General features: G+C 33.5%; 10 protein-coding genes. 3 read left to right on the top strand and 7 right to left on the bottom strand.

Translation table 11 applies throughout. The features are described from left to right. Positions 1-79: 79 nt before the first annotated feature. The 3 genes from M1D73_RS09165 to M1D73_RS09155 all read right to left on the bottom strand — a co-directional run bounded on the left by M1D73_RS09165 (position 80) and on the right by M1D73_RS09155 (position 2,873). Positions 80-499, bottom strand: a complete 420-nt coding sequence (locus tag M1D73_RS09165) for a VOC family protein (RefSeq protein WP_000750850.1) — start codon at positions 497-499, stop codon at positions 80-82. 84 nt (positions 500-583) lie between these two features. Further along, positions 584-1,942, bottom strand: coding sequence for a branched-chain amino acid transport system II carrier protein (gene brnQ, locus M1D73_RS09160; RefSeq protein WP_001284786.1), 1,359 nt, complete (start codon positions 1,940-1,942; stop codon positions 584-586). A 238-nt stretch (positions 1,943-2,180) separates the two neighbouring features. Next, positions 2,181-2,873, bottom strand: coding sequence for an FMN-dependent NADH-azoreductase (locus M1D73_RS09155; RefSeq protein ID WP_000522528.1), 693 nt, complete (start codon positions 2,871-2,873; stop codon positions 2,181-2,183). Positions 2,874-3,166: 293 nt separating this feature from the next. Here M1D73_RS09155 and M1D73_RS09150 point away from each other — a divergent pair, with 293 nt between their 5' ends. Continuing rightward, a complete protein-coding gene (locus tag M1D73_RS09150) occupies positions 3,167-4,132 on the top strand; it encodes an arsenic resistance protein (RefSeq protein ID WP_121868387.1) in 966 nt (321 codons plus the stop codon). Positions 4,133-4,336: 204 nt separating this feature from the next. Here the strand turns inward: M1D73_RS09150 and M1D73_RS09145 are convergent, their stop codons facing one another. Together M1D73_RS09145 and topB are read right to left on the bottom strand one after the other, a co-directional pair. Further along, positions 4,337-5,584, bottom strand: a complete 1,248-nt coding sequence (locus M1D73_RS09145) for a DUF4153 domain-containing protein (protein ID WP_001024721.1) — start codon at positions 5,582-5,584, stop codon at positions 4,337-4,339. A gap of 203 nt (positions 5,585-5,787) precedes the next feature. Then, positions 5,788-7,932 (bottom strand): DNA topoisomerase III, encoded by a 2,145-nt coding sequence (gene topB / locus M1D73_RS09140; protein WP_000766755.1) that lies wholly within the window; start codon positions 7,930-7,932, stop codon positions 5,788-5,790. A 333-nt stretch (positions 7,933-8,265) separates the two neighbouring features. On the opposite strand from topB, the gene M1D73_RS09135 reads away from it, so the two are divergent. Continuing rightward, complete coding sequence (locus M1D73_RS09135; RefSeq protein ID WP_000458537.1) at positions 8,266-8,811, top strand: hypothetical protein; 546 nt, start codon at positions 8,266-8,268, stop codon at positions 8,809-8,811. A gap of 51 nt (positions 8,812-8,862) precedes the next feature. On the opposite strand, the gene M1D73_RS09130 is transcribed toward M1D73_RS09135, so the two are convergent. Continuing rightward, on the bottom strand, positions 8,863-10,503 hold the full coding sequence (locus tag M1D73_RS09130; protein WP_121868388.1) for a multicopper oxidase family protein: 1,641 nt from the start codon (positions 10,501-10,503) through the stop codon (positions 8,863-8,865). Positions 10,504-10,865: 362 nt separating this feature from the next. Between M1D73_RS09130 and M1D73_RS09125 the strand changes: the two genes are divergently transcribed. Beyond that, on the top strand, positions 10,866-11,501 hold the full coding sequence (locus tag M1D73_RS09125; RefSeq protein WP_121868389.1) for a pentapeptide repeat-containing protein: 636 nt from the start codon (positions 10,866-10,868) through the stop codon (positions 11,499-11,501). A gap of 94 nt (positions 11,502-11,595) precedes the next feature. Here the strand turns inward: M1D73_RS09125 and M1D73_RS09120 are convergent, their stop codons facing one another. After that, a complete protein-coding gene (locus M1D73_RS09120; RefSeq protein WP_000842983.1) occupies positions 11,596-12,879 on the bottom strand; it encodes an aminopeptidase P family protein in 1,284 nt (427 codons plus the stop codon). Between the last annotated feature and the right edge of the window lie 108 nt (positions 12,880-12,987).

Genomic DNA, 12,987 nt, shown 5'->3' with positions numbered 1-12,987 from the left:
AGAAAATGTGAAATACATAAATAAAAAGGTATTACGTTATTACGTTATTACGTAACACCTTTAAAAAAATATCCCTCTTCTATTTCTCTTCCGGATAATCACAATACTCGATAATCGTTCCTTCAGTATCCGCTGGGTTAAGATAAATTAACCTTCTACCGTGCTTATTAATGCGTAGTGTATGCTCTAATGTCCGAATACCTTGTTCTTTTAACTCTTCTAGAGCCACATCTAAATCATCGACACGATACGCAACGTGATGAACACCTTTACCTTTTTGTTTAATAAAACGGGCAATTGGAGATGTCGTATTATTCGTCGGTGCAAGTAATTCAATTCTATCTCCATCCACTTCAAGAATGGCTACTTCGCTTTCCACACCAGGAGCTTCACTTACGTAACGATCTATTAAAGTTCCTAGTAACACATTTTCATAAAAACGTATCGTACTATCTATATCACGAACTGCGATTCCGATATGATCAATTGTTTTTTTCATTTTATTTCCCCTACTACTTTATTTTTTCTCATTATTAATAGTAACAAAAAAAGCTATAGAAACAAGTTCTATAACTTTTTTTATTTAACCTATTTTCTTATCCGCTCTAGTTGCTGGTTGAACTTGGTTTTTCACTTTTAAAATGCTAAGTCCATATCCGATAAATCCACCGATAATCGCTGGGAAGATCCAGCCTAATCCTACTTCCTGCATCGGAAGGAATTTAGTGAACACTTGGCTTACTACTTCAATGTTAACTCCAGCTGCACTTAATCCATCGAATAAGCTGATGATAAATGTTACGATTAAGCTCACTTGATAAACTTCAGCTCTTCCTTTGAATAATGAATGGAAGAATGTTAAGAAAATCAATACGATTGCTAGTGGATAAATTGCTGTTAATACTGGAACAGAAACTGCGATTAACTGTGTTAATCCTACATTTGCAACAATTGCACTAAATACACATAGCGTGATTGCAATTGCTTTGTAAGGAACATTTGGGAATAACTTATGGAAGAATGAAGAACATGCTGATACAAGTCCCACACTAGTTGTTAAACAAGCTACTGTAATCATTAATCCTAATAATACTCCGCCATATGATCCGAAATAGTAGTTAGAAACTTTCGCTAATACTTCTCCGCCGTTCTCTAAATGTCCAAGCTTTGCAACACTTGAAGCACCCATATAAGAAAGTGCTGTATAGATAATTGCTAAAATAGATGCTGCAATAATTGTCGCTTTTGCACAAACGACCATAATTTGTGTTTTCGTTTTCGCACCTTTTTCTTTAATAGCATTGATAATGATAATCCCGAATACGAATGATGCAAGCGTATCCATCGTTAAGTATCCTTCTTGGAATCCTTTAAAGAATGCATGTGATGTATAAGCTTCCACTGGTGCTTGCATATCTCCAATCGGATGTATAAAAGCAACGATTACTAAAATACCGATGAAAGTCAACTTAATTGGTGTTAAGATTTTTCCAACAATATCGACAATTTTCGCGGGATTTAGCGAAAAAAAACAAGTGATACTAAAGAATATAATTGTGAAAAGAATTAAAGGTGTAGAACCTACTCCTTCTGGCATAAACGGTTTAAGACCAATTTCATAAGAAACATTTCCTGTTCTCGGTATTGCAAATAACGGACCAATCGCTAAGTATAAAACTGTTGTAAACACAATCCCAAACACTGGGTGAGCACGACTAGCTAACGACTGCAAATCATCTTTACCTGAAAAACCAAATGCTAGCACACCTAGTAATGGTAATCCAACACCAGTTACTAAAAATCCAGCGTTAGCAATCCATACATTCTCTCCTGCTGATTGACCAAGCATCGCTGGGAAAATTAAATTTCCCGCTCCAAAAAATAGTGCAAATAACATTAATCCAATAACTACTATGAACGAAAATGGTACTTTATTCGCCATAATATAACCCCCATTCAAGTTTCCTTATCTCATTTTCCAATTTTAACTAATTGAATTTTCTGAATATTTAATTTAAGTATCAACTATTCTTGAACTCATTATAATTTGCTATATAATATTTTGCAATACTATTTTCGAACTTTTCTTTTATTTTATAAATATACATTTTTTAACATGAAAAATAGACTAAAAAACCAACATGGTCATCCATGTTGGTTTTTCCATTTACTATCATGAATTAAAATTTTGCTGCTACTTTTTTAACGTTTTCTAGACCTTCTTCAACAATTTGTTGTGAACGATCTGGATATTGATTGTGTCCTTCAATTACAACTGTCTCTGGATTTGTAATTCCCCAGAATCCAAGTACCGTTGTTACGTAATTAACTGCCATTTCCATAGGAGCCATTTGCTCTGAAGAGTAATCTGAACCACGAGCACCTAACACAACTACTTTTTTACCACCAACTAAACCTTCTGGGCCATTTGCTGTATATTTAAACGTTTTTCCAGCTTGAGATAAGTATGAAATATATGTGATTAATGGCGCTGGTACTGTAAAGTTCCATAATGGGAATGCAAATACAACCTTATCAGCTTCTAAAAACTGATTTAAATATTGATCTACTGTAGCAACTGCCTTCTCTTCTTCAGCAGTTAACTCCATGCCTTGGCTACGTTTATATCCACCTGAAATCGCGATATTTCCGTAATAAGGAAGATCTAATGCAAATAAATCTAATTCCGTAATTTCTGTATTTGGATTTGCTTCTTTATAAGTACTTACAAATGTTTCATACATTTTTGAACTAACTGCTTGCTCCGCTGGACGATCGTTTGCTTTTACAAATAATACTTTTGACATTTTTTTATTCCCCTCTACATTCGTATTTTCTTCTTTTTTACCAAATAATGAGCTAAATAGTCCCATTTTCTTCACCTAATCTTTCTTTTCATATTCATTATTCATCATCATAAAAATTCTTATTCTAAGAAAAAGTTCCAATAGATACCTTAAGTAAAGATACAAAAAACTTTTTGTTATTTAATTACCTTATGTAAGTGATTGTAATATAGTCACTTACTTTAGTTAAGTAACTTTTAATAAAAAAATAAATCTCAAATTAAAAACATTTACTAAAATACAATTGAACACCAAATACGACTTTATTACTTGTATAATAAAATTAGAGAGGAAAATTCATATTTAGAAAGGATTTATTCATGAGCACTATAGAAAAGATCCAAACTTTTATTATTCTTTTTGCTGTTACATGCGGCATCGTACTCGGACAATTTAATTTCATACATATGTATTCAGACAAATTTATTGTTCCCTTCTTATTTTTCATGCTATATGGATTATTCCTCAGCATCCCATTAAAAGAAATAAAAAACGGATTTCACAATTTAAAATTTGCTGGAACAAGTCTTACTATTAACTTCTTATGGACACCTTTACTCGCTTGGGGGTTAGGAGCACTATTTCTTTCCGATCATCCAGCACTTTGGGTTGGATTTATAATGTTAATGGTTACTCCATGTACAGATTGGTACTTAATCTTTACTGAAATAGCGAAAGGTAATGTAGCACTTTCTACTGCAATTTTACCTGTAAATTTAATTTTGCAAGTACTGCTCCTTCCCATTTATTTATTTTTATTTGCTGGTGTCATGAAAACTGTAGCGGTTTCTGTTTTAGTAGAAAGTATTGTTATCGTAATCGTCTTACCATTTATACTTGCACACGCTACAAAATTCATTATGAATAAAATGAAAAAAGCTGAAACTCTCGAGAATAAACTCATTCCGTTTTTCAGCTCTGCTCAAATTGTATTTTTAAGTTTAGCAATAGTAGCGATGTTTGCATCACAAGGTAAATATTTACTGCAAAATATGAATATCGTTTTATTATTACTCGTTCCTGTTCTATTGTTCTTCATCATTAATTTCTTACTAGGACAATTTATCGGGCGCATGATGCATTTATCTTACAAAGATACAGTAAGTCTAAGCTTAACAACGTTAGCAAGAAACTCACCTGTTGCACTCGCTATCGCTGTAACAGCTTTTCCAGACGAGCCTCTTATCGCACTTGCACTCATTATTGGACCGTTGATTGAGTTACCGGTACTAGCTTTTGTTTCACAAGTTTTGTTGCTTATTAAGAAAAAACGGCAATACGCATAATAAAAACCGTCCCATTTGGGGACGGTTTTTATTATGGAAAGATTACATACAACACTTGCTTCTTATTTATCAATACAAATGAAATTACCGAAACTACAAACGTAATAATACCAATTGTAATAAAGTGAAACTTTAATCATTGGGGGTTTTGTTCATCCCCCAATGATTATTAGCCCTCACCACTCCCGCATTAACAGATCCTTTCTAATTAAAAATGATAGGAAACGTAAATATAACGAAAGCTGCCCAAAGTCCGTATATTGGCAAATACTTCGTAACGGCATCTTGGATAGCTTTTAGTCCTGATTTATTTTGCAAGAAACGCATATAGGCAAACATAATCCAAATGAGATTTGCCCAAATCAGTATGTTTACTCCTAAAACAGCAAGTCTATTAGGTGTAATCCCGTAAGAAGAAAGTCTGAATACTATGGCTGACAATGCGACAGTGTCAATAATAAGCGCCAGAACAATTAAGGAAAAATTTATATAATCTGAAATGTTCTTTTTCTCGTCCGAGTCACTCTCAACGATAGAAAATATAGTAACAGCCAATACGCCAAGCAGTATTCCGTTGAAGGCCATTAGGAAATTGCGATCCAAGAATGGATTTTTCCCGACCCAAATTACCGTTATAAGATAGATAAGCAAGGTAATCAGGACGAGAGGACTAAAAATTTTAGATATATATGGTGTAATATTTTTAGCAAGCTTAAGATTCATTGATACTAAGTATGCAGTCACAATAGCGAGAGCCGCTGCTCCAAATAAAACAACATTACTAAAATAGAATTCTCCTATATCTAAGTCAACAAAGCTAAATAAACGCATGGTGAATACCGCAAGTATCATTCCGCTCACTGCCATGCTCCCGTAGAGAAGACAATATTCTAAATTAAATTTAATATAGGCTAATCTTGTACTGCCTTTTGAATATTCATTTCCTGTAAATGCAAGCCCTACTAAGACCCATAAAAATATAGGAAGATGTAAATACGCAAGTATGGTACTGTCTTTATAATTTACTGGCAGCGTATTAAGATAATACCCGGAAATTAGGAACAACGCTGCAAGGGAATAAATAATACTTTTTTTCGGAGTATTATTGTAAACAAAATAAGCAGCAATAAAGGGAATTACACCAAAAGCCAAGTTAATTGGAGCAATTGCTTCCTGCTCAACAAAGTGGAAAATGATCCTGGTGCTTATGCCGGCCAGAATAGCTAAAAGGCCCATGAATAAGAAACCTTTTTGAAACAAAGATGTTTTTTCTTTATTTACTTTCTCCTTGAAATGCAACCTTTCATACCAAGCACCTAGAACTTGAGAATCAGGGTTTTGGTCCCATGCTTGTGAGAATGCTTTTTTAAAAGCTTTCGGATCTTTTCTATACATCTTCTCCAACTCATGGGGGTTATCCATATTTTTAACAATCAAATTGTTAATGTTCATAGTTATACCTCCTCTAATTTTAAAAATAAGGTTGTTACCTTTTAAAAAAAGCACCTCACTCATTTATTATGATTTTGATTTTAATACAAATTTTATCGTTTTACAATAAAAAATTATTATTTAAAGGATTTTTTTTATCGTTAAATTTTATATAAAAGAAAAAAAAAGAGCATGACAGTTTTATGTCATGCTCTTTTAACAAATTAATTCTCAAATACAAAATTAATCTTATTATCTTTCCACTCTAATTTCGCATCAAACGTTTTCTCGCCCTTTTTAAAGCCTTTAATTAAATCAGTCTTTTCACCTTTTAAGAGCTTTGTCATATTCTTTTGCGAAATTGTTTTACTTAATATCTTCTTTGAAATGGTGAAATCACATTGCGTTGTATTATAGTTAGAACAACCGTAAAACGTTGACTTATCAATTACATCGCCATCACATTTTTTACAGCTACCAACCTTTTTACCCGTTGTAAATTTCGATCCTTTTCGTTCAATCGATTCAACATGTAGTCCAGTGAAATCCCACTTCTCAGACATTTCCACTGCATCTTCAATAATTTTAGCTGATAGCTTTTTCGTCTGTTCCATAAATGTAGCTGGTGAAGCTGTACCTTCACCAATTTCCGCAAGACGTTGTTCCCATTTCGCAGTCATTTCTGGTGAAGCTAGTATTTTATCACCAATTGCGGTAATTAATACTTTTCCTTTATCAGTCGCATACACTTGGTTTTTCTTTACATCTATATACTTACGGTCTTTCAGCATCGTAATAATACCTGCGCGAGTCGCTTCCGTACCTAAACCTTCTGTTTTCTTTAATACTTTCTCCAGCTCTTCATTCTCTAAATACTTACCAGCTGTTTTCATTAACGTAATAAGTTGTCCTTCTGTATAGCGCTTCGGTGGCTGTGTTTTTCCTTCTTTCACTTTCACCTTTACAACTTTTCCTTCTTCGCCTTCAGCTACAATTGGAAGAATGGTTTCGTCATCTTTATCGTCTTGGAAAATAACTTTACGCCAACCTTCTTGAATTTGCTGTTTTCCTTTTGAAATGAATTCAGCACGTTCATCTACAAGCGTTACAATCGTTGTATAGTCAAAGATTGCAACTTCATAATGAGCTGCAATAAGCCTTCTTACGATCATATCGTATATTTTCTTTTCATCACCTGATAGTCTGCTTGGGTTTGTAACTTGCTCTGTCGGAATAATTGCGTAGTGATCTGTTACTTTCTTTTCATTTACATAACGCTTGTTATTCATAATGGATTCAACCGGAGCCGGTAATAAGCCTTTATATTCATCAAACTGACTTAACTTCTGTAAAATATCAGGGAACGTCGCTGCTTCTCCTTGTGTAACATAGTTAGAATCTGAACGTGGATAAGAAACAATCCCTTTTTGATAGAGTGCTTGCGTTATATCAAGCGTCTTTTTCGGTGAAAACTTAAAGGCTTTATTTGCCGTTGCTTGCAGTGATGATAAGTTAAATAAAAGTGGCGGCTGAAACTCTTTACGCTCCGTTTTCATTTCCTTCACAACAGCCGGTTTCCCTTGGCAAAATGCCGCAATTTTATTCGCCATATCAGGGTCTTTTAAGCGGGATTCATTATCCTTTTCCCATTTTCCGTCATATTTCTTTCCTTCTATATTAAAGGTTGCAAACACTTCCCAGAAAGGCTCTGACTTAAAGTTTTCAATTTCTTTCTCTCGCTTTACAATCAATGCTAACGTTGGTGTCTGGACACGACCAGCAGAAAATACATCATTCATTCCTTTTTTCTTTAGCAAAATACTAAAAACACGTGATGCATTCATACCAACGACCCAGTCCGCACATGACCTTGTATACGCCTCATAATACGTATTAATTGTATCTGCTTCATCAAGTAGATTTTTAAACCCTTGGTAAATAGCTTGCTTCGTTAAAGACGAAATCCATAGACGCTTCATCGGCTTTTGCACGTTACAAAGATTAATAATATTTCGTACGATCAGTTCCCCTTCACGCCCAGCATCGCCTGCGTGAATAATTTCTGTTACCTGTGGATTATGTAACAGCTGTTTCACAACGTTAAACTGTTTATACTTCGACTTTGTTACTTCAAATTGAAAACGCTCTGGAATCATCGGTAACGTATTAAGTGACCATTTTTTCCACTCTGCGTGATAATGCTCTGGATTACATAACTGCGTCAAATGACCAATTGCCCATGTACAGTACGCTCCATTTGGAAATAACTCATTCGCTTCTACTTCTAAATATCCATCTTTCCGGCGATATTTAAACTGTGAAACAAGAGCCAACCCTTGATCTGGTTTCTCGGCAATAATTAATTTCATTTTATAACTCCCTATCTGTATTCCAGTGTTACTTTCATTGTCTATATGTTTAGAAGCGATGATAAAACAACAATCTTATTTATCATTCGCGGTTTGTCTCGCAAATGTGAGACCTATAATATTATACGCTTATTCTTTATGGCTTCACAATAGAAACTCATAATATAACAATTTCTTTCACATGCTTATAATTAAAAAAGACGCCCTAAAAAATCAAACGTCTCTTTGCCTACATCTATGAAATTGTGCAGATAATATGCAGATATTAATAAGCATAAGTACCCTCCATATAAACATATGATGAAATGAACGATAGGACAAGGAGGTATCATAATGTTTGCTTATACGTTAACTACCTTAACACTTTGCTGTACTTCGATTCTTATTACATCCTATATTTCCAAACGTAAGGGTACCCTAATGGAGTATATGGTATTTATTATGTCTTTTAGTATGAGTATCGGTTTAAGTATTGGTTTTTACTTAGGCATTCTCTTTAAGGAGGAATTACTATATTCTACTTTGCTTGCTATTTCAATTAGTGGTTTTATCGGCTTTTTAATCGGTCTACGTTTTCACCTATATACCGCTTTAGAAGGAATGTTCTCTGGATTAATGGCAAGTATGATGGGAGCAATGATTACAGAAATGTTAAACGCTCAACAAGCTCATAGTATATTGTTCATTAGCCTTTTACTTACTATAACGATTACTATGTCCTGTGTGATTCAATTATTATCGGAGAACTTTTCTACTTTTATCCAACAGCGTTTTTTGTCATTACTTTCAATTAGTGTAGTAATTATCGTTGCCGTATTCGCGACATTCCCAGATCATACTCCCTCACCTACATCCGGGCATGATCAACACATACATTAGTACTTGCAACAAAAATGAATAAGCAGCTATCCATAGGATAACTGCTTAATATTACTCTGGCTTATTAGGAATGTTTCGGTTTGGAACATAATCCGATTTGTAATCTGTATATTTTACTTCTGTTACCATCCCAGCTGAAGCATGGTGTAAATCATGACAGTGGAACATCCAATCGCCCGGATTATCTGCTACAAAGGCTACTTCATATTCTTCTCCCGGTTTTAAGTTCAATGTATCTTTCACAATTGGAGAACCTTCTATCGGTTTTCCATCTTTACTCAACACCTGGAAAAAGTGTCCGTGTAAATGCATTGGGTGATCATCCATTTTAGAACGATTTACCAATCTCACTTTTACTAAATCACCCTTTTTCACTTGAATTGGGTCAATATCCGGAAATACCTTTCCGTTAATTGTATATACCATTTCATTTCCATTCATTTGCGTATTTAAGTCCATATTATATGTGGCAGTATACTCTTGATTTAACGTGAAACTACCTAATTTTTTAGTACCATATTTCATTATATCTACTTTCGGTAATTTTTCTTTTTCGTCTGTTTTATCTTTCATCTCTTTGCTGCCATCATACTCAATAACAGCTTTCATTCCTTTTGCACCTTTATTTTTCGAATGGTCTTCAACATACCATTTCCCAGGATTATTAGCAGTAAATTCAATATCATAACGTTCACCCGGTGCGATTGAAATTACTTTATCCTTTATAACTTTTGGATCGTTTATTGGTTGACCATCTGTCGCAATTACTTTTATATCATGGCCATGAACATGTATATCATGTGATAGATAACCAGCATTGACGAGTCTAAGACGAACGTTATCTCCCTTATTCACTTTTAATGGCGCTACTAAATCACCGCTTTTTCCATTGATTGTGAATAAATCGTACATACTCATATCATGACCTTCCATCTTCATATTTCCATGGTCCATTCCTTCCATATTACTAGAGTCTTTTTTATCAATGCCCATGTTCATATCAGAATGAGCCATGCCGTTCTTATCATCATTCTTTTCCCCATTTTCATTACCTTTAGATTTATTACCTATTTGCCCTTTTGTCATTTCTTTTAACTGCTTATTCATTTCTTCTTTATCTGTAACCCATTCATCCAACATTAATGTGTAATCTTTATCATATTTTTCCTTTGTATCTTCTACAATGAGCGCTCCATACAAACCTCTATCTAATTGATTTACAGAATCTTGATGCGAGTGATACCAGTACGTTCCTGGTACGTTCGCTTCAAATTCGTAAGTGAAACTTTTTCCTGGTTCAACTGCATCTTGTGTCACGCCTGGAATTCCATCCATGTTATTTGGGACAGGATATCCATGCCAATGAATAGATACTGGTGCAGATAATTCATTTTTTAATGTCACTTTCACCTTTTCACCTTTTTTCACCCGAATTTCTGAACCAGGAGATGAGCCATTAAATGTCCAGACTGGAACAATAACACCGTTACTTAATTTTTGCTTTTCTTCTTTCGCTATTAAAGTAACTTCTGGTCCTTTTTCAACTTTCAATGGTGTTGTAGCTGTTTCAGTCTGTAGTGTTTTTTTATCATTCATATTTTTATGATCATTTGTTGTATTTGTCGTCACAGAACAGGCAGCAATTAAAAATATTGCAGAGACTGTAATGACTGCTAATACAAATCGCTTCATGGAAAATCCCCCCTTTTTCTTTTTCAAAATCATTATAGAAGTTGATTTTCAAGAAAATAAGGAGATGTAATTAGATCTTACGTAAGCTAATTGGAAGATTACTAAAAGCGGAGACATTACAAGAGGCGAATATTTTAGAAATACATAATGCTTTCCTTGTAGCGACTATATTAGCCGTTCTCGTATTTGTTTTGACGTTATTTCTTAAGAAACAATAACACTGCTATTATTAAATAAGAAAAATGTAGCTAAAATGCTCTTCACAAAAGAACTTAGATTTTTGTATAATAAGAACTAATGTTCTTTACAGACAATGGACTCAAATTACACAAATATATCAAATAGAAGAGGATTGATATACGATGAAAATTGATAGACCAAAAATTTCACCAGAGTTATCTTCAAAGAATTTTCAAGATATTTTTTATGAAGAAGATCCAACATTAGAAGTCTGTGAAATTATAGACTCCACTTTCGAAAATGAATGTGTAGATAGAGTGCGATTGTATGATGCGGTGATAAAAAACTGTAAGTTTACTAATACAGACTTTAGCAATATTGATATTACAGATGTTTGTTTTGAAAACTGTGATTTATCAAATGTTAATTTAAGCAATTCTTCTGTTCACAGAGTCGAATTTAAAAATAGTAAATTAATCGGAGTAAATTTCACAGAATCTAGCTTAGGAAATGTTAAATTTGAGAATTCAATTTTGAATTTAGCAGCATTTGGAAATTCTAAACTAGAAAAAATTATATTTAATGAAACTTCATTAAATAATGCAGATTTTTTTGACTGTAAACTTAAAAAAGTTGAATTCCAATTATGTAGTCTTGATGAAGCTAATTTTGATCAGACATCACTGAAGGGGATAGATATTAGTTCTTCTACCTTTGATATACTTACAGTTTCAGTGAACGATTTAAGAGGATGTAAAGTATCAACATATCAAGCTGTTCAGTTTGCTACTTTATTAGGATTAATAATTAAAGATTAGTATTTCGAAGAAAAGAACCCTATCCCGAATCATGGATTTTTTAATTGTCCACGATTCGAGATAAAGTTCAAATAAATTAGTGATGACTCTTTTATTATTTAACTACAGCTTGGTTTCCTTTTACATGTTCATTATTTACACTCATAAATTCTTCAATTTCTTCAACTTCCCTAATGATATCTTTTGACAAGTTTTCATACCCGTCTTTCGTTACAAGAATGTCATCTTCAATACGAATTCCAATTGATTCTCCTTCAATATAAAGACCAGGTTCAATTGTTATAACCATACCTTCTTCTAACACTCTATCTTTATATGTTCCTACATCATGTGTATCTAAACCAAGGAAATGGCTGACACCATGATAATAGTATTTTGATAACTCTTCATCTTCTTGAATTAAACCAATTGCTTTACACTCTTCTGCCAGTACCTTTTTTGTATGCTCATTTAATGCAGCGAACTTTAATCCTGGCTTAATAAGCGCTGTTGTTTCTTTTAATGCTTTTAATACAATATTATAAATTTGTTTTTGACGACTAGAGAATGTTCCATTTGCCGGGAATGTATAACTAATATCAGCGTTATAGTAGTCTTTTTGAGCACCTAAATCTAGTAATACTAAGTCACCATTTTGAATTTGTGCATCATTATCTTCATAATGAAGAACTGTAGCATTTTTCCCACTCGCCAAAATTGTATTGAACGCATGGTGCTTAATGCCAGATGATTTCAGTGTAAAATCAAATTGAGCTTCTAATTCATACTCCATCATGCCTGCTTTTGCATTTTTTAACACATTGTAAATACCATCTTTCGTTACAGCAATCGCTTCTTTAATAATTTCAATTTCTTCCTCTGTTTTAAATACTCGTAATTCACAAATGTTCGGATATACATTACCAATTGTTACGTGTGGGTATTTTTCTCTTACATGTTTAGCAAATGCTAATGTTTTTGTCTCCGTACCATTCCAATCACGACGTTCTATATCTAAATATAGATGCTTCGCATTTTCTGTAAAAAGTATATTTGACATTGTCTTTTCAAAGCTATCTAAATATACAACTTTCTTTATACCTGAAATTCCCTCTGCTTCTTCGCTAGAAACTGTCTTCCCAATCCATTTTTCCATTACTGGATCTGATTTTTCAATGAAAAGTGTCTCTTCTACACTATTCCCAAACTTTTTCAGCATAAAAATAACATTTGGTTCATCGATTCCCGTTAAGTAGTAAAAATTACGATTCGGTACAAATTTATAATGGGCATCAGCTGACATATGCGGTGCTCGTCCCGCAAATAAAATCGTAACGGATTCATCAGGTAATGTTTTCGTTAGTCTTTCTCTATTTTGAGCAAAAAATGTTGATTTCATAATAATCCCCCTAGTGTTCTATGTATGCTTGTAAAGCTAATTGTCCTCTGTTATTCATTTTATTATTGTTATAATTTTTCGTCAATTTTTAACCTTTTAGATGGTGTT

It is taken from the genome of Bacillus sp. PK3-067 (assembly GCF_056738645.1).
The sequence above is the reverse complement of the archived record's forward strand: the minus strand, read 5'-3'. Positions and strand labels throughout refer to the sequence as shown.

Coding starts and splice junctions, on each gene's coding strand:
- M1D73_RS09165 (WP_000750850.1), bottom strand. CDS start 499: ATGAAAAAAACAATTGATCATATCGGAATCGCAGTTCGTGATATAGAT.
- brnQ (WP_001284786.1), bottom strand. CDS start 1,942: ATGGCGAATAAAGTACCATTTTCGTTCATAGTAGTTATTGGATTAATG.
- M1D73_RS09155 (WP_000522528.1), bottom strand. CDS start 2,873: ATGGGACTATTTAGCTCATTATTTGGTAAAAAAGAAGAAAATACGAAT.
- M1D73_RS09150 (WP_121868387.1), top strand. CDS start 3,167: ATGAGCACTATAGAAAAGATCCAAACTTTTATTATTCTTTTTGCTGTT.
- M1D73_RS09145 (WP_001024721.1), bottom strand. CDS start 5,584: ATGAACATTAACAATTTGATTGTTAAAAATATGGATAACCCCCATGAG.
- topB (WP_000766755.1), bottom strand. CDS start 7,932: ATGAAATTAATTATTGCCGAGAAACCAGATCAAGGGTTGGCTCTTGTT.
- M1D73_RS09135 (WP_000458537.1), top strand. CDS start 8,266: ATGTTTGCTTATACGTTAACTACCTTAACACTTTGCTGTACTTCGATT.
- M1D73_RS09130 (WP_121868388.1), bottom strand. CDS start 10,503: ATGAAGCGATTTGTATTAGCAGTCATTACAGTCTCTGCAATATTTTTA.
- M1D73_RS09125 (WP_121868389.1), top strand. CDS start 10,866: ATGAAAATTGATAGACCAAAAATTTCACCAGAGTTATCTTCAAAGAAT.
- M1D73_RS09120 (WP_000842983.1), bottom strand. CDS start 12,879: ATGAAATCAACATTTTTTGCTCAAAATAGAGAAAGACTAACGAAAACA.